Source organism: Staphylococcus pasteuri, from assembly GCF_030547725.1.
GTDB classification, from domain to species: Bacteria; Bacillota; Bacilli; order Staphylococcales; family Staphylococcaceae; genus Staphylococcus; species Staphylococcus pasteuri.
In genome coordinates this window covers 41,795-64,459 of record NZ_JAUOQO010000007.1, presented here as the reverse complement: position 1 = coordinate 64,459, position 22,665 = coordinate 41,795, and the positions used below count along the sequence as shown (strand labels likewise).

Sequence of the window (22,665 nt, the reverse complement as noted above, 5' to 3'; positions counted from 1 at the left end):
TTCCTTTTTGAAGGAATGATGCTTTTTTAATTATTTTCTGTTTAGTTTACGATAAATTTTATCTTTAATTGTGAATAAAATTTCGTAAATTACTGGAACAACAACAAGCGTTAATATTGTTGAAGATATTAGTCCTCCAATAACAGTTGCTGCCATTCCCTTAGATATTAAGATAGAACTATCTTCACCAAATAACAACGGTACTAAAGCACCTATAGTTGCTATTGCTGTCATTAATATAGGACGAATTCTCGTTCCTCCCGCTTCAATTAAAGCAGTTTTCATATCCATGCCTGATTTTTCATTATTAATAACTCTGTCTATCAATACAATGGCATTTGTAACAACGATACCAATTAACATCAACATACCAATTAAACTAGGTACTGAGATAGTTTCACCTGTAATCACAAGTGATAATACAACCCCTATAATTGTAAATGGTAATGAGAATAAAATAGTGAATGGTGCTAATCCACCTTTAAATGTAATTACTAAAATGAGATACACTATAATTATTGCTGCTAACATAGCTATTGCAAGTTGAGATATAGCAGAGTTGATGTCATCAGTTGCGCCTCCAACATTCACTTTTACGCTATGTGGTTTATCAATTTTATTAATCTTAGACATTACTTTTTGTGAAGTACCACCTACATCACTTGTCGTAATCTTACCTGAAACTGTAGTTGAATAATCACCATCTTCTTGAGTCAATTTACTTGGTGTAGTTGATTTTTTAAGACTAGCAATTTCACTTAATTTAATTGAACCACCTGTTGGTTTTTTCAATTTAATATTTTCTAATTTACTTTGTGACCAATCAGTTTGCTTGTTTTGTTTTACTTTAACATCTATTTTCTTACCGTTTTCTTTAACTGTTGTAACTGTTTTCTCTGGTAAGTTTTCATTTAAATTCATCGCAAGCTGACTAGCTGATATTCCATTATCTGCCGCTTTATTTTGGTCAACTTTTACTTCATATTGATCATATGTTTGAGATAAATCTGATTTAACATTATTAATACCTTTTACATCTTTCATAGTACTTTCAATTTTATGAACAGTACCTTTAATAGCATCTGTTGAAGGACCTTTAACTGTTACTTCAATAGAATCATTTCCAGCCCCAGTACCTAAATCTTGGTTCTTCCATTGACCAGGATGTTTAAATGAATCAACATGTTTTAATACTTTATCTGGCTCTTCTTCAAAGTTTGGCGTATCTTTATCATAATCTACCATCAACGCCATACTATTTGTACTACCAGTAGGATCAGATGGTGTTGGCCCGCCTACTGAATATTGAACAGTGTTAACTTTATCTTTAGATTTTAAATATTTTTGAACTTGTTCACCATGTTCAAGCACTGATTTTTCAGTTTCACCTGGTTTAGGCGTATAAGTTAACGCCATGAATTTATTATCACCTGATGAAATATAACTTGTACCTAATTTTGCAGCACCTAAGCCAATACTTCCAGCTAGTAATACAATACTAATTATGATGACGATCCACTTATGATTAAGTGACCAATTTAATACCTTTTGATATCCCTCACTGACTACTCCATGCTTTTGTTTTTGAGGTTTAGTTTGGATTCCTTTTCTAAATAACGTAGAACCTAGTGCAGGAACTACTGTGATTGAAACTAATAATGAAGCTAATAAACTGAATGTAATTGCGAGTGCGAATGGTCTGAACATTTCACCAACAGACCCTGACACAAATGCTAATGGTAAGAATACAATAATAGTAACCAATGTTGAAGATAGTATTGGTTTAAACACTTCAGTTGTTGCGCTTATGATTAATGAATCACCTTTGAGTTGTTCATTTTTATCAGATAAACGTCTATATATATTCTCAACCACAACGATAGAATCATCTATCACTCGTCCAATAGCTACTGTTAATGCTCCTAAAGTCAATATATTTAGTGACACATTAGATAATTTCAATGCTACGAGTGCAATTAATATTGACATTGGTATTGAAATGACTGAAATAGCTGTTGTTCGTATATTTCTTAAGAATAACAATATAACTACGATAGCTACGATTGTTCCTAATGCTGCTTTTTCAATCATTGTATATAAAGAATCTTCAATTGGTTTAGCAGTATCCATCGTTTTAATAGCTTTCATTTCACTATTATTTTTTTCAAATTCATCTACTTTTTTCTGTACATCTTTTGCAACTTGAACGGTATTAGCATCTTGAGCTTTTGTTATTTGTAAATTTACTGCATCTTTTCCATTCGTTTTCGAAATGGATGTACGTTCATCACCAACCGTAATATTAGCTACGTCTTTTAATTTAAATGTAGGCATAGAGCCTGATGAACTTTGTTTAGAACTACCAGCGGACGCTGATGATTGATCAGATGGCATTAAGCTGTCGCTCTCTCCATCGTCGCTGCTATCACTACTTTGTCCTTGTCCGGCAATCGTTGCAGGGATTTTTAAGTTTTTCAGTGCATTGACTGATGTAAACTGTCCATCGACAACGATAGATTTGTCAGTATCTCCAAATTGGAAAAGCCCTAGCGGCGTTTCTCGAGTCGCTGTTTTTAAATAGTTTTCGACATCATCTGCTGTAACACCTTTTTCATCAAGTTCTTTTTGCTTGAACTTTAATGTTACTTCACGATTTGTTTGGCCATTTAATTGAGCATTTTGAACACCATCGATTGTTTGTAATTTTGGAATAAGTTGCTGGTTTAATTTTTTAGTTACTGATTTTAAATCATTATCTTTATCTGTTAAAGAATAAGCTACGATAGGAAATGCATCCATAGAATTTCTTGTTAATTCAGGATCACTGACCCCGTCTTTGAATTTAATTTTATCAATTTCTTTTTTTAACTGTTCCTCAGCTTTATCCATGTCTGTATCATTATTATATTCTACAGTTACAATTGAAGCATTTTGGATAGATTCAGTTTTAACGCTTTTAACATATGCCATCGATCTAACTTGACTATCTATTTTACTGCTAATCTCATCTTGAGTAGTTTGTGGTGTGGCACCAGGCATTGTTGTTTGAACTGAGATCATAGGATTCTCTACGTCCGGTAATAATTCAAGTTTTAACTTGGCACTAGCATACACCCCTCCTAAAATAACGAGTAATACCATCAAGAATATTGCGAACTTATTGCCTAAAGAAAATTGCAATAACTTTTTGATCATATAATTAGTGTCCCCTTTTATCAATTTATATATAGTGCTATATTCTATTACTTTAAAAAATGATTCTAAAAAAATCTGAACGTTCTTTATTTATAGAATCGTTCAGATAATAAAAAATCTATTTACGCTTTAATTTTCGTGATAGTTTAATTTTAGCTTTTGTTAATTTTGGTTTAACTTGTTCAATAAGTTGGTAAAGTGGTTGATTTAAAACATAATCAAATTCACCAATTTTTTCACTTAAGTAAGTTCCCCATACTTTTTTAAATGTCCATAATCCATAATGGTCTGAATCTTTGTCTGGATTATTATCCGTTCCACCAAAATCATATGTTTTAGCTCCGTGATCACGAGCATATTTCATCATAGTATATTGCATATGATGATTAGGTAAGAAATCTCGGAAGTCATTAGATGAAGCGCCATATAAGTAATAAGATTTACTACCTGCAAACATTAATAATGCACCTGATAAATAAATACCTTCTGGATGTTCTTTTTCAAGTCTTAATAAATCATCTTTTAAATCTTGAGATTTTTTAATTTTATTATTAGCATCATTGATTTTATTTAGTGTTTTTTTATCTTGCTTTTTATTTTGAAGTTTTTCAATTTCATTTTCTAATTCTTTAATTTCTGAATTCACTGTTTCAAGCACTGGTTTTGGTTCTAATTTAACTAAGAACAATTCTGCATCGCCATCTTCATGTAATGCATCATATATATTTTCAAAGTAACTAATATCTCTAGTTAAGAATCCATCTCGTTCTCCTGTAATTTGCATTAAATGTGCGAATGTTTTTAATCCTTCTCTACCAGCTCTTTCAACTTTCGTACCTCTTTTTAATGCTAATCTCACTTTAGAGCGATTTCGTCTTTCAAAACTTTGAATAATGTCTTCATCAGATTTATCAATTGGTGTGATCATTGTCATTCTTGGTTGAATATAATCTTTAGATAAACCTTCTTTAAATCCTTTATGCTTAAATCCTAAATTACGTAAATTTTTCAATGCTTCAGCACCGTGTTCTACTTCAACGTCTGGATCTATTTTAATTGCGTAAGCTTTTTCTTCTTTAGCTACTTTTTTCGCTTCTTCTAATAATTGTGATAATGCTTCTTTATTATCGTAATCAGTTACAAATCCTCTAGATACATAACATAATGTAAATGGTAGTTTCGGAATTTTTTTGAATAATAATTGTCCAACGCCCTTAATTTCACCATTTTCACCTATCGCAATTCTTCTTGAATACCATCCAGTCAATTTCTTTGTTTCTGCCCATTTCGTAAGTTGCAGTAAATCGCCATTTGGATGAGATTTTACAAATGCGTCATGTTCTTGATTAGTGATATTCATCTTTTCCATGGTTTATAATATCTCCTTTTTATTAACAATAACTATAATTATACAACGTCTATCTATGAGTGTCGATAAAACACATAAATGAATCTACAACAACATTAAAAACATGTTCTTTAATTCCTATAAGTTATTTTATTTCAGCTAAATAATTTTTAAAGCAGTTTTAAAATTGGTATAATAAAACACTAAAATTCTTACGAAAGAGGTGTTCAAATTGCGTCCAACGCTATTAATTTTATTTATCATCTTAAACGCTCTTATCATTGTCATTAGTTTGAATAATGATTTAACAGTCCAATATTTTAGCTTAAGAGTCATACTGGCTGCATTTAGTTTCGTTTTATCATTGTTCTTTTTACTTATTAGAACAACTCAATTTAGCATGTATTTAAGTATTACTTCGATTATTATTGTAGTTGTCCATATCGCCATTATCATACAAAGTGCTTATACTTATCTATATTAATTATTAGGTTCAAAACGATATTTTGCACCTCTTATATATATTGAATATGGTGATGTTGCCTCAGCGTCTTTAAACACGACAGTGTGATAACCAGATTCTTTACCCTCTTCAATTCTAAAGTACATTTGATCTTCCTTTAAAATTAAATCAGTGTATTTATCAGTTTCATTTACAACTTGCATATCAAACCAATTTTGCCAGTTTTGTACTGTCTTTTCTCGTTGACTAGTAGTAACTATTATCATCTCTATAGAGAATTGGGTTTGATATAAAGGTTCTAACTGTGCATCTCGATTAGCTTCACCTTGATCCCATTGTATGAAAAATGGTGGTTTAACCATATAACTAGGATCAGCAATATATAAAAGTCGCCAAGTTATCTTTTCACCTTTTTTAGTTTCTCTCTCCATATTTACTGGACCAATAACTTCTATATTACGTTCTTCCAGTGTTTGCTTAATAGCGTCTATATTATTTGTTCTTAAACAAATGGTTTTGAATCCTTGTTTAAAATGATCTTGAGCTATTTTAGTAGCAAATGATACTCTTCCCTCTTCAGTTTTAGCTAATTTCTGCAATTTTTCTTGATCTTCTACATCTAAAAATTCTATGTAATTTCCATTTATATACGATAACTTATTAAATGTTCCAAATTTATTGTGTTTTCCACCTGAATGCAACGTGATAAGGTTACCTGGAAACTTAAATTGCTCTAATTGATCAATATAATGAATGATATGATCAAATTTCAAATCCATCTTTTTGTCCCCTTTTTATTCATTTCTCAGTTCTTATTTTAACAAAATTGGAAGTATTATACTTCTAAAAACTTACTTTAAATTGGTATTGAAAAATATTGCTTTTAGTTTTATAATGAATCTTGTGTTTCAAAAAGGTTAGCTAAGCTAACTAAATTATAAATTTTGAGGTGTGCTCATGATTAACAACAAATTTTTCAATAGTTTTATTAGTATTTATCGACCTTATATTAAATTAACTCAGCCTATATTAGAACGACATAACATTCATACTGGCCAATGGCTCGTTTTAAAGGATATTGCGCAATTTCAACCAACGACCTTAGTTAATATATCTTATCGTCGTGCTATAGAAAAACCGACTGCTAGAAAATTTATTAAAGTTTTACTCGAAAGAGAATTAATTTCTTATACTACTGGAAATGATAAACGACAAAAATGGTTAAGTTTAACTGAAGAAGGTCGACAATTTTTTGAAACTATCAATAAAGAGGTAAATGAAATACAGGATGAAATTATTGAAAAATCTGGTATAAATGAGCAACAACTGACAGAAATTACTAATTCAATGTCAATTATTTATGAAACAATACTAAAGGAGAGTCAAGAATGAGTGAAACTTCATCTAATAAAGCACCTATCTTTACTAAACGCTTCAATCTTAATTTCATCATAAATTTTTTCGTGTACTTATGTATGTATTTATTGATTGTAGTCATCGCAGGCTATAGTAAATCTGAATATCATGCATCTGATAGTTTAGCTGGACTAGTCGTGGGGTTATTTATTGTGGGATCATTAATTGGTCGTTTTGGAACTGGTAAATATGTAAACACATTTGGTCCTAAAAGAATTTTAATGTTTGGTCTTTTCTGTCTTGTGATAACTCAAGCATTGTATTTTATTCCTGGTAATATTTATTTCTTAATGTTTGTACGTTTAATCAACGGTATTGCAACTGCAATTGCTACAACCGCAACAGGTACTATCGCAGCTTATGTCACACCACAAACACGTAAAAGTGAAGGCATTAGCTTATTTTCATTAAGTTTAGTATTAGGTACTGCTGTTGGTCCTTTCTTTGGTATTTTATTACTAAATACATTTTCTATCACATTACTATTCACGTTATGTATTGTGTTAGGTATTTTAGGACTTATCTTATCGTTCTTTATTAATATTGATTTTAACCCTACGAATAAAGAACAAAATTCTACAAATTCAAATGGCTTTAGTATTCACAATTTCATCGCTAAAGAAGCTGTACCAGTTGCAATTGTTATGTTACTAGTTGGTGTTACTTATGCAGCGATATTAACGTACTTACAAGCTTTTGCTGAGCAACGTGATTTAGTCAGTGCGGCTAGTTACTTCTTTATTTTCTACGCAGTGGCTTCTTTAGTTACACGCCCTATTGCCGGTCGTTTAATGGATAGTAAAAATGAAAATGTAGTCGTTTACCCTTCATTTATTGCTCTTATACTAAGTTTCATTTGTTTAATGTTTAGTTTTAATAGTGGATTATTATTACTTTCTGGTGTATTACTAGGTATTGGTTACGGTAACCTTTCTTCATCAATGCAAGCTATTTCAATTAAAGTATCACCTTCATTTAAGTATGGCTTAGCTACATCAACTTACTTTATCGGATTAGATGTTGGTATTGGCTTCGGTCCTTCATTCTTAGGTTTATTTACACATATGATTTCATATAGTCAAATTTATGGAGCAATGGCTATTTTAGGCATTCTAACTACAATTGTATATTTCTTTGTTCATGGTAAAAAAGTTAAAAACACATATTCATATGAATAGTAGTTACTACAAATAAATTAAAAAGTTAAAAAGCTAGAGACATCACATTAAAGATGATGTCTCTAGCTTTTATTTTATATATTTAGTTTGCAATACTAATTGCTTCGATTTCGTTTATCATTTTATCCATTAATTTCTTTTGCTTTGCGTTAAAGAAGTAGTAAACTTGTCGCTCATCTGTTTCTGAACGTAATTTTGAAATAAGTTCTTTTTTATAAATCTTACGGATAATAACATCAATTTTACTTGTGTCCCATAACATTTCAAAATGTAACGTATCTCTTAATTCTTTACCACTAATCTTCTCACCTTCAAAGACTTTGTATAAAACGACAAATTCTTCAATTGAAGTGCGATAAGATGTTTTTAACCAGTGCTTAAGTTGACTTAGTTCTCTTTCAGATGCAATAAACCCTTGTACTTTATTATTCATATTAAAATGCCTCCTATGTTGATTCTTAGATGTTATGTTTGTATTGTACAATTAAATTGCTTAACTTTATTATATAACATAGTAAGCATTTTATCTATTACAAATATTAAATTTAAGTCTAAATTTTGTTTAGAAATTCAACATTTTAAAGTACATGTTTAATAGTGAAAAGTATATAAAAGTTATTGTATTGAAATTACGAGACACATATAATCTATAAAAGATTTTATGATTGTATAAATATGACTCTATTTTTCCACTTATTTAAATTAAAATTTAATACTATCCACCAATATAGTTCATATTAATCTTATTACGTTTTCTATTTTTTACTGTTTGTTCTGTTCGTTCATCTGAATATCGATCATCTCTAATGTGCCAAAGTGCTTTAAATTGCTCTAATAATTCCTCGTCTGTTGCACCAGAGCGCATAAAGTTCTTAACATCAAATCCTTCTACATCCGCAAATAAACATCCGTAAAATTTACCATCTGAGGATAAACGGGCTCTCGTACATGTTGAACAAAATGATTGAGATACACTAGTTATAAGTCCAAACTTCACTTGATTATCTTTGTGACGATAGTATTTAGCTACTTCCCCAAAATATTTAGGTTCTACAGGCTCAACTTCAAAATGTTGTTCAACCATATTTAACATTTCATCTTTACTCACTACTTTGCTAAAGTCCCAGCCATTGTCATTACCGACATCCATAAATTCAATAAATCTTATTTCAATAGCTTTATCTTTAAAATATTCAATCATAGGTATGATTTGATCATCATTCACGCCTTTTTGAATAACGACATTCACTTTAACTTGTAAACCAATCGAAATCGCATAATCAATCTGTTCTAATATTGTAGAAGCTTTAATATTTCTATTATTAATTGCTTGAAAGACTTCATCGTCAATAGCATCTAAACTCACATTAATACGTCTAAGGCCTGCATTATATAAATTTTGACCATGTTTTTTTAAAAGTAATCCATTAGTAGTCATACCTATATCTTCAATGCCTTCTATTTGATTCAGTTGCTCAATGAGTTGGTAAAGATTTCTTCTTAATAATGGTTCCCCACCTGTTATTCTTATCTTTTTAACTCCTAATTGAGCATACAATCTAGCAATTCTGACCATTTCATCAAAAGACAATAATTCATCTTTAGGTAAAAAGACAAAATCATCGCCAAATATTTCTTTTGGCATGCAATAATCACATCTGAAATTACATCTATCTGTGACTGATAATCTTAAGTCTCTTATCGGGCGACCAAGTTTATCTTTAATTTGCTCCACCATAATGGACCCTCCTTATTGATCTAACTGTTGTTTTAAAGTGTCCAAATCTTGTTGAGAGTTGATATTATAATACCAATATGACGGTGCATCGATGTCTTCTACATTAATCCAATCTACATTCATTTCTTCATACAGTTTCTTAAAACTATAATCATCAGAATTCAAAATTTGTTCAATTACATTTTTCGTTTTAGGACTATAAAAACCAATCGTCGGAATCATATATCCATTTGACTTAACCGTTGCTATATCTATTTGATCTTCAATAAGATGAGACATCATAAATTGATATAGTTGATTTATGGCTTTTTCGTTTATCATCGGAGTATCAACTGACACTACGAAAAACAATTCTTCATCCGGATATTGTTCCATCACTGACAATACTCCTGCTAACGGTCCTTTTCCTTTATAATTGTCTTTATCTACAACTATACTTTGATATTTAAATTCATTTTTAAGTTGACTATTCGTACTAATAATAATGTCATTAAACATATTTGTTGATTTAAGTACATTCACTATTCGCTGATAAAACATTTGTCCGTCAACTGAAGCAAATGCTTTAGGACGCCCAAAACGACTTGATTGTCCTCCAGCGAGTATAATTGCTTTCATTTATTTATCCTCCACTCACTGGTGGAATGAGTGCTACAGTATCACCAGGTTTAATATTATCAGTTAATTTAACGAATTCTTCATTAACTGCAATTTGAAATTGCTTATGTGCCATTTCTGGATAACGTTCAACAATCATCACTTTAAACGCTTCTACCGTTAAAGGTTTTGAAACATCTATTGTTTCTGACTGTTGATTAGCTATATCTTTTAATTCTGCAAAGTAAAGTACTTCCAATTTATTTCCTCCCATTAGCTTCATCATAGTCGCCTTTTTGATGGCCTTGCCATTCAGCCCCATCTTCCCATATCTCTTTTTTCCATATTGGTACTATTTCTTTAATTCGTTCTATGGCATATTCATTTGCATGATATGCGTTTTTACGATGAGGAGACGATACTACAATTAAGACAGCTATATCTGATATCTCAAGAGGACCAATTCTGTGTACTATAGTTGTTATAGTACCTGGCCATTTTTGTTCTATTTCTTGACCTATTTGAGCCATTTTCTTTTCAGCCATTGGAATATAAGCTTCATATTCTAAATACTCAGTTTTTACTCCTTTAGTCCATTCACGAACATGTCCAGTGAACGTCACCATTGCACCTTGATGTTCGTTTAGTGTAAATGCGCGATATGGCTCTATTTGAATTGGTTCTTTAACGATTTCAAATTGTTTCATTACACTCAATCCTTATGTGTCACTTTATTTATTAACCATTCATCAAATAATTGATAAGCATTAGGTTCATTTAATTTTATCTTATAAACTACATTGTTTAAATGATTTAGCTTTTGCAATTGTGATTCACTGTTATAAACTATGATTTTTTCATATTTTTCATCCTTAAAACCTTCAACTAAAATGATGTCATAATCAATTGTAACAGAGTCTTTAATAATCTTTGAAAGGCTTTGTTCATTAATTCTAGTCACAGTTTGACTATATTCATGCCCTTGTATAATGCTTTGGTCTGCTCCTGATTCAAAGTGTTTCATATGATCCACATGTTGTCCTTGTAACTCAATATCCGAACCAGTATGCCCATGATGTTTTATTGTCGCAACTTTTAACTCTAGAGATTTCAATTTATTAATTGTGTGCATCATGAGTGTTGTTTTTCCAGAATTTTTAAATCCGACTATTTGAAGAATCATATATTCAATTCCTCTTCATAAGCAGATGATTCTGTAAGTATAACGTCTACTAGGTGTCCTTTTTTAAACCCTCGTGTTCCTCCTGGCAACATAATCATAGAATTTGAATGAGCAATAGCGACTACTGCACCTGATTTATTAAATCCAGATGGAATAACTGTAGCGCCAGCAGATGTAAATGTAGCTTTAGCACGTATAAATCTAGTAAATGGATTAGCTTTAGTAAAATCTTCCATTAATGTAGCTTTAACAATTTGAGGATAAACTGCATTAGCGTTCATCATTTGATTAATTGCTGGTTTTACAAACAATTCAAATCCTGTGAAACATGCTGAAGGATTACCAGACAAACCAAATAAGTATTTATTATTAGCAACTGCAACAGTTGTTACACTTCCTGGTCTCATTGCAACTTTATTAAATAATACTTCTGCATGTAGTGCTTGATAAATTTCAGGTAAGTAGTCAAAATCTCCGACAGATACGCCACCTGTAGTAATAACAATGTCATGTTCATCCATCGCTTTTTTAACGACTTCAATACTACTTTGTAAATCATCTTGCTGAATTTGATAAGTACCTACTTTTAATCCAAACTTTTCAGCTAATGCTTTAATCATCGGACCGTTTGAGTTTCTAATTTTACCAGGTTGAAGCTCATCTTCCACTTCTAGTAACTCACTACCTGTCGCAATAACAGCTATACTTGGTTTCTTCCATACTTCAATATCTGTATAACCATATGTTGCTAATACAGCTATAGCTCCTGGATTGATTTGTTGTCCTGCTTTCAAAACAATGTCTCCAGTCTGTGTTTCTTCACCTTTCAATGAAACATTTTCATGTTGTTCAAACGTCTTTCTAATTGAAAACGTATCTTCTTGTTGTACAGTTTGTTCAAACATGACAACTGCATCTGTTCCTTCAGGTAATTGTGCACCAGTCATAATTCTTACCGCTTCATGTTCACCAACTTTTTTATCAGACACGGAACCAGCACCAATATGATCAATCACTTTAAAATGTACTCGATTATCACCACTTGCTCCTATAGAGTCTTGACTTCTAATCGCAAATCCATCGTACGGTGATTTATTAAATCTTGGTATATCATAAGTAGCTACAACGTCACTTGCTAAAATATGGCCAGTACTTTGATTTAAAGGAACTGAAATTTTGCTAGAATTTATATCTTGTTTTACAACACGTTGAATTGCTTCTTTAACGGGAATTGGACTTCTTTTTTCAAATGTCATATGATCATCTCCAAAATATTTATTTCGTGATATACTTGTATCGATAAGGAGGGTTAATATGTCAGATTTCACACACATTAACCAACAGGGTAATGCGAAAATGGTTGATGTTTCAAATAAAGAAATTACAAAACGAACAGCAATCGCTTATTCCAGTATTATAGTAAACGAAACTATTTATCAACAAATTGTTCAAAATACTAATGCTAAAGGTAACGTATTAAATACTGCACAAATTGCTGGCATCATGGCAGCTAAAAATACTTCTACAATAATACCAATGTGTCATCCGCTTCCATTAACTGGTATAGACGTCGCTTTTGAATGGGATACTCATCAATCTAATCAATACGAATTGCATATAAAAGCAACTGTATCAACAACTGGAAAAACAGGTGTAGAAATGGAAGCACTGACTGCTGCATCGGTAACAGCTTTAACAATATATGATATGACGAAAGCAGTTGATAAAGGAATGACAATAGGTCAAACTTATTTAGCTGCTAAATCTGGTGGTAAATCAGGCGATTACAAGCGTCCAGAATAATAAATAAAATAACTGTATACTTAAATGGGATTGAAGCAATGAAACTTTGACTTCAGTCCTCTTTTATATTATTTTGTTAATTCATGAACTAGATGGTTTAATTCTGGCTTAATAAGTTTATCAATAGCTAATTTAACTGCACCAGTTGATCCTGGAAGTGAAAATAACAGTTTATCCTGATGTGTACCTGCAATTGCTCTAGATAAAATAGCTCTCGTACCTACATCTTCTGTATAACTTAAATAACGAAACATTTCTCCAAATCCTTCAATTTCTTTATCTAATAAAGGACGTACAACCTCAATTGTCACATCTCTTTGTGCTATACCTGTCCCACCAGTCGTTATAATGACATCTATATCATTCTGTTTTAACCATGTAGAAAGTTGTTCATGAATATCTTGCTGATTATCTTTTACAATCTTATAATAGTCATCTTTCACATTAACATTTTCATTTTCTAATAATGTTTGAATAAGTTGTCCACCTTTATCAGTATTGTAATCTCTTGTGTCCGATACAGTTAAAATTGCCACTTCAATGTCTCTATCCAGTTTAATATGTTGATGCATGATTTCTCCTCCTTAAATGTTTACCCAAATAATTGATTGATTAGTTTAGTAGCTTCGTTAGGACTAGTTAATCCATGTATTAATAATCGACCTCCATTAAATGCTACGATTCTATAACCTTTAAATGAAAATACAATCATATATGGATTTTGTTTATATTGAATATGGTGAGAATTTAAAAATGATATAAGCATTTCCTGGGTAATATCTTTATTAATATATTGCACTGTATCTCTGCCACATAATGTTGCGTACTGACGTTGACTATTATTCAAATAAGGATAAGTAGGTGATTGTCCGCAGGTAGAACATGAGTCATTTTGCATATTTTTAAAACCAATGGCATGATGATATCCTTCCCACACATCACCATATTTTAATTTAATATTAGTATCTTGATGCGTGAGTATTTTCAATGCATCAGTGATTTGAAAACTAGTTGTCATTGTTACAGCCGGTTGTATCACACCTACAGTATCGCAAGTTAAATTAATTGAAGGTAAATGTGGTAATAAGCAATTAAAACATGGTGTCTTTCCTGGAACAAAGGTAGTTTGAGCATAAGTACTTTGTACAACTCCCCCATAAATCCATGGAATTGAATTTTGATAAGCAAAATCATTAATAAGCTGTCTTGTATCAAAATTATCAGTTGCATCAATGATTAAATCAATTCCAGATGTATGTTTATCTAAAAAGTAAGCATCTACGTGTGAGACAAATTCATTGATTGTCACATCATGTCGAATTGATTCTAGATGTTTCTTGGCAGCAATGACTTTAGGGAGCATATCAAGTGCGTCTTGCTCAGTAAATAAAGTTTGCCGTTGTAAATTACTATATTCAATATAATCTCTGTCAACAATCGTAAGTTGTTGTATGCCGGCTCTTACTAAACCTTCTGAAACATGTGTGCCTAAAGCACCCATCCCAATAATCATCACATGTTTTTGACTAATACTACGTTGACCTTCGACACCTATGCGTTTATATAACATCTGTCTTGAATATCTATCTTGATTCATTTCCTGATTCATTTTTGAATCTCCCTTGAAGTATGTTATCTCTATTATAAATCTTGTATCTCAAAGTGACAAAACCTCAACATAAAAAGTTCCCATCAAAGTTCTCATTTTTCAATGTTTACTCTGATAGGAACTTATTAAAATTGACTCTCATTAATTTTGATTAATAATTGATAACTTATTATATTTAAGAAATCATAATCATTTCGTCTGCAAGTTCTTTGGCTTCTTCATTCGAATGTGTAACAAATATAATAGGAATTTGCCACTCATTAAAAATCTTTCGAACTAATGCTATGCTTTCACGTTTAGTCTGATCGTCTAAACTAGAAAATGGTTCATCGAGTAGTATTAAATCTGGTTTTATACTTAAAGCTCTTGCTAAAGCAACACGTTGTGCTTCCCCACCTGATAAGGTGATTGGATAATGATTCATTAAATGTTTTATATTTAAAGTTTCTAATAAATTATCTATATGTTCTGATGAAGATGTCATAAATGTAATATTCTGTTTCACAGTGAGATGTGGAAACAATTGATAATCTTGAAATAAATAACCAATTTGTCTTTGTTGAATTTTTATATCAATATGCTTTTCAGTTTCGGTTAGTACACGATCATTAATTTGAATCATTCCATCATCTGGTTTTTTTAAACCGGCTATCATATTTAATATAGTCGTTTTGCCTATTCCAGACGGTCCTTGGATTGCATATATTTTGGGAACCTGATCTTCAATGTGAATATGAATTGGACGTTGATTAATTTGATGTGTAATATCAATATTCAACATTTAATCACGCTCCCTAAACTTATCATAATTTAATAAATTGATTGTCATAATAACAACAATAGAGAATGCTACTAGAACTAACACCCACAACCAAGCTTGATTTTCTTTTCCTTCAACAACTAAGAAATAAATTTCTAGTGGTAACGTATTGGTTTTATTAGGAATATAGCCGGCAACCATTAAAGTTGCTCCGAATTCACCGATAGCTCTGGCGAAACTCATCATAATTCCTGATAATATATAACGCTTAGATAAAGGTAATACTATTCTATAGAAAATCTTTCCTTCACTTGCTCCCATTGTTCTAGCAGTATCCAACATACGTTTATCAATGCTATTAAAACCTTGAATTGTATGTTGATACATCAGTGGAAAACTAACAATAACAGATGCAATAACAGCTCCAGTCAATGTAAATACTACTGGTAAATGCAATATATTACTGAAGAATTTTCCTACAATACCTCGTGGTGAAAATATAATTAATAATATGAATCCCATTACAGTGGGCGGAAGAACAATAGGTAATAATATAAAACTTTCAATGATTTTAACCCATCGTTTCTTACGATGATATAACCATCTTGATACAATAATTCCAAGTACCATTACAATCAATGTACTCAAAGTTGCTACTCGAATCGATAGCCAAAATGCAGTTAAGTCAGGCATTAAAAACAATCCCTATGCTGAAAACTGATAATCTTTGATGATTTGTTTAGCTTTGTCTGATTTTAAGAATTCCATCCACTCTTTAGCTAATTTTTTATCAGAAGTCGCTCCCGCTTCATAAGTAATTGGTTTTGATAATTTTACTTCTTTAATTTCTTTTACTGAATCAATTTTCTTTTTATTTTTATATAAATCTGTTTTATAAACAAATCCTTGTTGTGCGTTACCTTTTTGTACATAGTTTAATACTTGTTTAACGTCTTTTGCGTAAACTACTTTGTCTTTTGTTGCATCCCATAAATTATTTTCTTGTAAGTATTGTTTACCATATTTACCTGCAGGTACTGTTTTGATTTGACCTAAAGCTAATTTTTCATTATCTTTTAAATCTTTAACAGATTTATAATTTTTATCTTTGTCGCCTATAAGTACTAATTTATTTTTGGCATAATTATATGTATCATGCGCTTTCTTTTTATCTTTTAAGATATCAACATCTTTTGTGTTAGCTGACATAATAACGTCTACTGGTGCACCTGATTCAACTTGTTGTCTTAAAGCACCTGAACCACCATAGTTGAAATCAACTTTAGCATCTTTATGATCTTTTTCAAATTCTTTTTTCAATTCTTTACTAACATCTGTTAAACTTGCTGCTGCTGAAATTTGTAATTCTTGTTTCTTATCTTTACTGTCAGATTTTTCACTTTTCTTTCCATTATCCGATGATGAATTCGAACATCCGGCTAGAACCAAAAGTCCCATTAACAAAATCACAAATAAACTTTTAATCTTCACAAAAATTCCTCCTTAAAGTACATTACACTTCAAATTTAATAGATTTATATTTTATTTGAAGTTAATATCTATATGTAGATTATATACTTTAATTTTTTAAATTGAAATAACTATCAAAGCAAATTTATTTATATTTTGTGAAAAACGCACTAATATAGAATTTATAGTGATATAAAGGAGTTACAAAATGAATAAAGATGTTTCATCCAATCAGCACATTATTAGATTTGAAAATGGTGAATTAAAGGATACTGTAGATACTTATGTAACAGAATTCCCATTAACTATCATGGTCAATGGTGAAGAGTTTGCAACTGTTATTTGTAGTCCTACTAATATGGAAGAATTAGTATTGGGTTTCTTAGCATCAGAAGGTGCATTATTAAAAAAAGCAGAACTAAAATCATTACAAATAGATGATAGTAGAGGGTTTGCCCATGTTGAACTAACAAAATCGCTAAATGATCGATTCGAATACTCTAGTAAACGAATGATTGCATCATGTTGTGGTAAAAGTCGTGAATTTTATTTTCATAACGATGCTGCTACTGCTAAAACATCCTTATCTAATATCACTATTACTCCTCAGCAAGTTTTAAATATGATGACTCGCTTACAAACTGCCAGTACAATATTTAAGCAGACAGGCGGATTGCACAATGCGGCTATTAGCGATGGTGATAACTTCTTTGAACATCGTCAAGATATTGGTCGTCATAACGCGCTAGATAAATTATTTGGATTTTGTATACAAAATAATATTCCTGTAAGAAATAAAATTTTAATATTTAGTGGTCGTATTTCCTCGGAAATTTTAATTAAAGCTGCCAAAATTGGCGTAGGCGTTATTTTATCTAAATCAGCACCAACGACATTAGCTGTACAATTAGCAGATGATTTAAACATTACTGCTGTTGGATTTATTAGAGACGGTAACTTTAATATATATAGCCATCCAGAACGTATAAAAGCTGCTGGTGATTTCAATTAGTGTTTGAAATCAACAGCAGCTCTTTTTATATATTTTCTTTTAATATTTGATATCTAAAACTTCTATATACATAACCCTGTTTCAAATACATATCTTTAACTGTATCTTCACCATCTGCAACTAAAATAACTGGGCGTTGCCCTGCTAATTCCCCTATATACGATTGCATTGTACGACCGATACCATTTCTTTGGTAATTTTCAAGTACGCCAAATCCATCTATTTCTACAGAATTTTTATTTTCTATCACATCGACAATACCTACTGGCTTATTTTCTAAATATCCAATCATAGGCGTTGCTTTCATGTTATCAAAGTTTTGTCTAATCTTTTCAACATTTTTTTTAGCATATTTTTTGCCATATGGTAATGAAAATTGATAGAAAATATCAAGATAATCATTTAAGTTAGTACGATTTACTTTGATTAATCTTACATCTTGATTTCTACTTAATTGGGCTAAGTCATTTGCTTCAATGATATAGAATTCTAATACACCAAGTTCAAATCCTAATTCTTTAAACAGTTCAAACCACTGTTCATTAAGTTGATCGTTCTCAGGAAAGTAAAAAGATAAGTGATTGGAACCTTGTGCAACATGCATTTCCTTTTGGGTTTCAATATCTTTCAACCATTGAACTTGTGATGGGCACTGATGATATAACCAAGTATTGTTGGGAAATTGAAGTGCATCTGATGGTGTTAAATAAACGGTCTTCATTGAATCTTCTAAAAAAATATTACCTTCCAAATATATATCAGACATCGTCAAATGCTTCATAAATATTACCCCATCTCAGCAGATAATTAGAATTGTTATGATTCTATATATGAAACATTGTCTTTCACTGATTTTATTTTATCAACTGTTTGAATCGAGAGTGATTAAGTAAAGTCGCTCCTATTAAGCTTGCAATAATTGCTTTAACTATATCCCCAGGCATAAAAGTTAATGATAATACGATGGATTTAGAAATAGGTATATTTATAATGAATCCCATTATAATGGTACCTAGTATATCTAATCCAAGTACACCAATGATAATAGTAGCAACTAATAGCGTTATAAAGTTTACTTTATGTAAATATTTGTCTCTTATCCATCCGATAAAGAAAGCTACAACTGGATATAAGAATAAAAATCCTGCTGAAGGACCTGCGAAAACGCCGATACCCCCTCTACCACTTGATAACACTGGTAGTCCTACTGCAGCTAACAGTAAAAATACAACAACACTTAAAGTTCCTAACTTTCTTCCTAACATTATTCCTGCTAAAAATATCCCTATATTTTGCAATACAATTGGTACTGGCATAATTGGTAAAGGTACTGGTGGTACCAAACCTAAAATACAAATGATGGCTGCCATCAAAGCTGTAAATACTAATTCTTTTGTACTCATCATTTCATCCTCCTTACATGAGAATGATTATACCATTAATGTAAACTTAATGGAATAAAAAGTTTACATTAGTTGACACGTTTTGCTAAATCACTTATATAATTAAAGAAATTATTTCGCTCTACATAATTAATCACATTAACCTCTCGGCCATCATTACATTTAAATGTTCTACCTTGACTTGGACCATGTGCTATAACATCTACATTCAATTTAACTGATTTAGTTAATTTAGGATTACCTACATAAGCTGTTGTTAACACATCCCATAAAAAGTAAGTCGAATTTGTTATAAAATGTGTTAATGGTGGTACAGCTGCATAACTAACACCTAAGAAATCAATACCTGTATAATGACGTTCATCTGCCCAACGTTGTCTCACTTCTAAAGTTAAAGGAACTTGATTGGTGCTTTCTAAAGCTACCATATCTATCTTGATATCACTATCAAATACTGTTTTCACCGCTTCTGGATCCCAAAACGCATTCCATTCTGCCGTGCCGTCATGCTCTGGTTCTTCAACATTACCTTTTTCTAAAAATGTTCCTCCCATCCAAACTAATTTATCTACTTTGTTCACTATAGTTGGTTGTATTTTTAATGCTTTAGCTAAGTCAGTTAAAGGACCAGTAAATAACAATGTAATTTTTTCTTCAGTATTTTGAAGAATATTAATGATATCTTCATAAGCCTCAAGATGATTTTCTTTTGAATTTGTTAAAGTAACTTTTTCATTTAAAATTGGTAACGCGTCCATGAAAAATGCATGCATTCTCCAATCCTTAGGAAATGGATTTTTCCCTCTTTCAAATGATGGTGCAACATCAAGTTTTTGATTGGAAAAGCGATTGATAATCTTGATAGACGCACTTAAAGATGGTTCTAAATAGCAATCTGCTCCAATCGTGCTTACACCTACAAGTTCTATTTCTTCCATTTGTAAAAGTAAGAATAAAGATATAAGATCATCAACGCCACCATCATGATTAAAATAAACTTTTTTCATTGTTTTTCTCCTTTTTATTATTTTATTTCTTTCAATTTATATGTAATTATATCGAAATCACAAACAAAATTCATAATTTACTACTACATAAAAGAAGTTGAGACACAATTTGCGTCTCAACTTCTAAGTTATTGATATCGTTTTTTTATTATCTTTTTATTTAGTATCCATTAATTTTTTCTTCAAATCTTTACGCATGAAGTCTAAGCTATATGGATCATTATACCAGTATGTTTCTGCTTTAACTTTAATCACATTACCATTTTTAACTGCAGGTAAGTTTTTCCACATATTTGTTTTTTCATATGCAGGTGTTGCTTTACCTTCACTTGTAGATACAATGTAATCGCCAGCGTATTGATCAACTTTTTCTTGTTTAACTTCAGCAAATCCAGCTTTTTTAGTTAAATCATCAACTGATTTTGGCATTTTAAGACCGAATGCTTGATATAAAATTTCTCCGCCACGTCCCCAATGGTCGCCGTAAGTGTATAATTTTTTATCAAATTCATCAAAGATAGTTACAGTTTTATCTTTACCAATTTTATCTTTAATCTCTTTGCCGTCTTTAGAAGTTTGATCTTTCCATTCTTTTTCCCATTTTTTAACTGCATCTTCTTTACCTAGTAATTTACCTAGTTCTTCTTGTTGTTCTAAGTAACTATGTTTCGCATAGTTAAATGGTACAGTTGCTGCGATTTTTTTATATTTTTTAATGTTTTTATTTTGATCTAAGACAATAATTAAATCTGGTTTTTCTTTTGCAACTTTTTCGACATCATCGTCTCCAACTTTAGTTACACCTTTAAATTTGTCTTTCAAAATATCACTTTGATCGACTTGATTACTTACTGCTACTACATTTCCACCTAATTTTTTCACGCCACCAGCATATGATGGAGCTACAACAGCAATTCTTTTTGGATCCTTAGGAACTTTTATTGTTTTCCCATCATCCGTTTTGTAAGATTTCTTCTCAGAACTCTTTGAACTATCGTCTGAGTTGTTACCACATGCAGCTAAAACTAACACTAGTGCTATTAAAGGTAATAATAATTTCTTCATTTTTTCCTCCCATTGAAAACGATTATCAATTTCATTAAAATTATACAACTTTACATATATTTTTACAATAAGCAATTTCACCAGTTTTTTTAAATTTTAATAAATTTATTTCAATAAAGTAACTTATTACTATTTTAATCCTGTAATGCTTTTTGCAATATTAGTATATGCCATATCTTCCATCGGAGGATTATGAAGACCTGCGCGCATATCTCGATAATATCTTTGTAATGGTCTTTCCATCTCAAGACTTTTTGCTCCTACAATTCTCATTGCTAAATCTACAACTTCCAATCCTTGATTTAATACAAGTACTTTACTTGCAGAAGTCTCATTCCAAATTTCTGTGTCTTTCTCATATAATTGATAACCGTGGGCAGTACTCCATAAAAAATGTCTTGCCGATAATAATAGAGATTCCATTTTACCTAAATTTTGTTGAACTGTAGGTAATTCTGCAATAGTTCCTTCTATACTATTCGGACTATACGTTTTAGTGAAATCTACTGCGTAATTTCTAGCTGCTTGTGCGATTCCTAAATAGACACTAGGAATATGCAAAATCCAACCATTTGCTCCAGGTTTACGTTTCTGTTCAACAAAATATTTATGAGGAATTTTTACATTATTTAACACTAAATCATGACTTTCAGTAGCACGCATACCAATCATGTTCCAATTATCGGCGATGTCCACGCCTTCAACATTTCTTGGAACTAAAAAGAATCCTACTTGATCTAATTCTTCTACATATGCTCCTACAATAAAGTGTGTTAATGCCTTACTCATTGAAGTAAATGTTTTGACACCATTTAAAATATAGCCGTCTTTTTCTCTTACTGCATGAGTTGCCGGACGTCCTCCGCGTGTAGGGCTACCAGTTTCAGCTTCACTTACTGCACGATTAACGAGTGCGCCTTTTTTCACTGCTTCGGCAAATTCTTCTAATAATTCAGGCTCCCACAATTGTTGTTCAAATAATTGACCCACTACACTTAAATGCCAACCTATTGATAAGGCAGTTGCGCCATCTATTTCTGCTAAATAAGTTTGCAAAATAACCATATCTTCAATCGTAGCGCCTTCACCGCCGTATGCTTTTGGTAATGTTAATAAAGTATATCCTTCATTAATTAACCACTCTATATTTTCAAATGGAAAGCGTGAGGCAATATCATTTTGCTCCGCATACGATTTAAACTGCTCTTCTATTGTTTTAAACTTTTTTATCCATTTATGTTGTATCTCTGATTGCACCAAGAATGACTGTGTCATTATTTTCACCTCATCATAGTATTAATAGCTTGTTAATTATCCTTAGTTTAACACTCAACATTATTAAATAAAAGGACTGATATTTCATAATTCCTACTTTACCGATAAGAATTAATATGATAAATTTACTTTAATATATTTGG

Annotated in this window: 25 protein-coding genes; 5 read left to right on the top strand and 20 right to left on the bottom strand. The window is 31.1% G+C overall.

Features of this window, described 5'->3' with window-relative positions; translation table 11 throughout:
- Positions 1-30 precede the first annotated feature (30 nt).
- Together Q4528_RS09215 and Q4528_RS09210 are read right to left on the bottom strand one after the other, a co-directional pair.
- A complete protein-coding gene (locus Q4528_RS09215) occupies positions 31-3,195 on the bottom strand; it encodes an efflux RND transporter permease subunit (RefSeq protein WP_046467154.1) in 3,165 nt (1,054 codons plus the stop codon).
- 118 nt (positions 3,196-3,313) lie between these two features.
- Entirely contained in the window at positions 3,314-4,564 is a 1,251-nt protein-coding gene (locus Q4528_RS09210; protein WP_017638530.1) for a lipid II:glycine glycyltransferase FemX, read from the bottom strand.
- Between the two features lie 211 nt (positions 4,565-4,775).
- On the opposite strand from Q4528_RS09210, the gene Q4528_RS09205 reads away from it, so the two are divergent.
- Entirely contained in the window at positions 4,776-5,027 is a 252-nt protein-coding gene (locus Q4528_RS09205; RefSeq protein ID WP_046467153.1) for a hypothetical protein, read from the top strand.
- Here the strand turns inward: Q4528_RS09205 and Q4528_RS09200 are convergent.
- Complete coding sequence (locus Q4528_RS09200; protein WP_072291831.1) at positions 5,024-5,785, bottom strand: VOC family protein; 762 nt, start codon at positions 5,783-5,785, stop codon at positions 5,024-5,026. The two genes, Q4528_RS09205 and Q4528_RS09200, sit on opposite strands and share 4 nt — an antisense overlap.
- Positions 5,786-5,963: 178 nt before the next feature.
- On the opposite strand from Q4528_RS09200, the gene Q4528_RS09195 reads away from it, so the two are divergent.
- Both Q4528_RS09195 and Q4528_RS09190 read left to right on the top strand, forming a co-directional pair.
- On the top strand, positions 5,964-6,398 hold the full coding sequence (locus Q4528_RS09195) for a MarR family winged helix-turn-helix transcriptional regulator (RefSeq protein ID WP_017638533.1): 435 nt from the start codon (positions 5,964-5,966) through the stop codon (positions 6,396-6,398).
- A complete protein-coding gene (locus Q4528_RS09190) occupies positions 6,395-7,600 on the top strand; it encodes an MFS transporter (RefSeq protein ID WP_046467151.1) in 1,206 nt (401 codons plus the stop codon). The genes Q4528_RS09195 and Q4528_RS09190 overlap by 4 nt, the downstream gene beginning before the upstream one ends.
- An 82-nt stretch (positions 7,601-7,682) precedes the next feature.
- Here Q4528_RS09190 and Q4528_RS09185 read toward each other — a convergent pair whose 3' ends face one another.
- The 7 genes from Q4528_RS09185 to Q4528_RS09155 all read right to left on the bottom strand — a co-directional run bounded on the left by Q4528_RS09185 (position 7,683) and on the right by Q4528_RS09155 (position 12,374).
- Complete coding sequence (locus Q4528_RS09185; protein ID WP_017638535.1) at positions 7,683-8,033, bottom strand: SarA family transcriptional regulator; 351 nt, start codon at positions 8,031-8,033, stop codon at positions 7,683-7,685.
- Positions 8,034-8,315: 282 nt separating this feature from the next.
- A complete protein-coding gene (moaA, locus tag Q4528_RS09180) occupies positions 8,316-9,338 on the bottom strand; it encodes a GTP 3',8-cyclase MoaA (protein ID WP_017638536.1) in 1,023 nt (340 codons plus the stop codon).
- A gap of 12 nt (positions 9,339-9,350) precedes the next feature.
- The gene (gene mobA / locus Q4528_RS09175) at positions 9,351-9,956 is read right to left on the bottom strand and encodes a molybdenum cofactor guanylyltransferase MobA (protein WP_046467150.1); all 606 of its coding nucleotides are present in this window, start codon (positions 9,954-9,956) and stop codon (positions 9,351-9,353) included.
- A gap of 4 nt (positions 9,957-9,960) precedes the next feature.
- The gene (gene moaD, locus Q4528_RS09170; RefSeq protein ID WP_126567520.1) at positions 9,961-10,194 is read right to left on the bottom strand and encodes a molybdopterin converting factor subunit 1; all 234 of its coding nucleotides are present in this window, start codon (positions 10,192-10,194) and stop codon (positions 9,961-9,963) included.
- A gap of 1 nt (position 10,195) precedes the next feature.
- Complete coding sequence (locus Q4528_RS09165) at positions 10,196-10,642, bottom strand: molybdenum cofactor biosynthesis protein MoaE (RefSeq protein ID WP_046467148.1); 447 nt, start codon at positions 10,640-10,642, stop codon at positions 10,196-10,198.
- A 5-nt stretch (positions 10,643-10,647) separates the two neighbouring features.
- Entirely contained in the window at positions 10,648-11,118 is a 471-nt protein-coding gene (gene mobB / locus Q4528_RS09160) for a molybdopterin-guanine dinucleotide biosynthesis protein B (RefSeq protein WP_046467147.1), read from the bottom strand.
- Complete coding sequence (locus tag Q4528_RS09155) at positions 11,115-12,374, bottom strand: molybdopterin molybdotransferase MoeA (RefSeq protein WP_046467146.1); 1,260 nt, start codon at positions 12,372-12,374, stop codon at positions 11,115-11,117. The genes mobB and Q4528_RS09155 overlap by 4 nt, the downstream gene beginning before the upstream one ends.
- Positions 12,375-12,432: 58 nt before the next feature.
- Here Q4528_RS09155 and moaC point away from each other — a divergent pair, with 58 nt between their 5' ends.
- Positions 12,433-12,921, top strand: coding sequence for a cyclic pyranopterin monophosphate synthase MoaC (moaC, locus tag Q4528_RS09150; protein ID WP_046467145.1), 489 nt, complete (start codon positions 12,433-12,435; stop codon positions 12,919-12,921).
- A 68-nt stretch (positions 12,922-12,989) separates the two neighbouring features.
- Here moaC and Q4528_RS09145 read toward each other — a convergent pair whose 3' ends face one another.
- From Q4528_RS09145 to modA, 5 genes are all read right to left on the bottom strand, one after another.
- Positions 12,990-13,493 carry a MogA/MoaB family molybdenum cofactor biosynthesis protein gene (locus Q4528_RS09145; protein WP_046467144.1) on the bottom strand — a complete coding sequence of 168 codons (504 nt, stop codon included), beginning with the start codon at positions 13,491-13,493 and terminating at the stop codon, positions 12,990-12,992.
- 20 nt (positions 13,494-13,513) lie between these two features.
- Positions 13,514-14,518, bottom strand: coding sequence for a ThiF family adenylyltransferase (locus Q4528_RS09140; protein ID WP_046467189.1), 1,005 nt, complete (start codon positions 14,516-14,518; stop codon positions 13,514-13,516).
- Positions 14,519-14,705: 187 nt separating this feature from the next.
- Positions 14,706-15,311, bottom strand: coding sequence for an ATP-binding cassette domain-containing protein (locus Q4528_RS09135; protein ID WP_017638545.1), 606 nt, complete (start codon positions 15,309-15,311; stop codon positions 14,706-14,708).
- Positions 15,312-15,983 (bottom strand): molybdate ABC transporter permease subunit, encoded by a 672-nt coding sequence (gene modB / locus Q4528_RS09130; RefSeq protein WP_017638546.1) that lies wholly within the window; start codon positions 15,981-15,983, stop codon positions 15,312-15,314.
- A gap of 12 nt (positions 15,984-15,995) precedes the next feature.
- Positions 15,996-16,781 (bottom strand): molybdate ABC transporter substrate-binding protein, encoded by a 786-nt coding sequence (gene modA / locus Q4528_RS09125; protein WP_017638547.1) that lies wholly within the window; start codon positions 16,779-16,781, stop codon positions 15,996-15,998.
- 187 nt (positions 16,782-16,968) lie between these two features.
- Between modA and fdhD the strand changes: the two genes are divergently transcribed.
- A complete protein-coding gene (fdhD, locus tag Q4528_RS09120) occupies positions 16,969-17,772 on the top strand; it encodes a formate dehydrogenase accessory sulfurtransferase FdhD (RefSeq protein WP_017638548.1) in 804 nt (267 codons plus the stop codon).
- A 25-nt stretch (positions 17,773-17,797) separates the two neighbouring features.
- On the opposite strand, the gene Q4528_RS09115 is transcribed toward fdhD, so the two are convergent.
- The 5 genes from Q4528_RS09115 to Q4528_RS09095 form a co-directional block, all read right to left on the bottom strand.
- On the bottom strand, positions 17,798-18,553 hold the full coding sequence (locus Q4528_RS09115; RefSeq protein WP_303521314.1) for a GNAT family N-acetyltransferase: 756 nt from the start codon (positions 18,551-18,553) through the stop codon (positions 17,798-17,800).
- Positions 18,554-18,626: 73 nt separating this feature from the next.
- Complete coding sequence (locus tag Q4528_RS09110) at positions 18,627-19,175, bottom strand: biotin transporter BioY (RefSeq protein ID WP_046467143.1); 549 nt, start codon at positions 19,173-19,175, stop codon at positions 18,627-18,629.
- A 68-nt stretch (positions 19,176-19,243) separates the two neighbouring features.
- Positions 19,244-20,182, bottom strand: coding sequence for a nucleoside hydrolase (locus tag Q4528_RS09105; RefSeq protein ID WP_017638551.1), 939 nt, complete (start codon positions 20,180-20,182; stop codon positions 19,244-19,246).
- A gap of 156 nt (positions 20,183-20,338) precedes the next feature.
- Positions 20,339-21,247, bottom strand: a complete 909-nt coding sequence (locus Q4528_RS09100) for an ABC transporter substrate-binding protein (RefSeq protein ID WP_017638552.1) — start codon at positions 21,245-21,247, stop codon at positions 20,339-20,341.
- 129 nt (positions 21,248-21,376) lie between these two features.
- The gene (locus Q4528_RS09095; protein WP_046467142.1) at positions 21,377-22,522 is read right to left on the bottom strand and encodes an acyl-CoA dehydrogenase family protein; all 1,146 of its coding nucleotides are present in this window, start codon (positions 22,520-22,522) and stop codon (positions 21,377-21,379) included.
- Positions 22,523-22,665 lie beyond the last annotated feature (143 nt).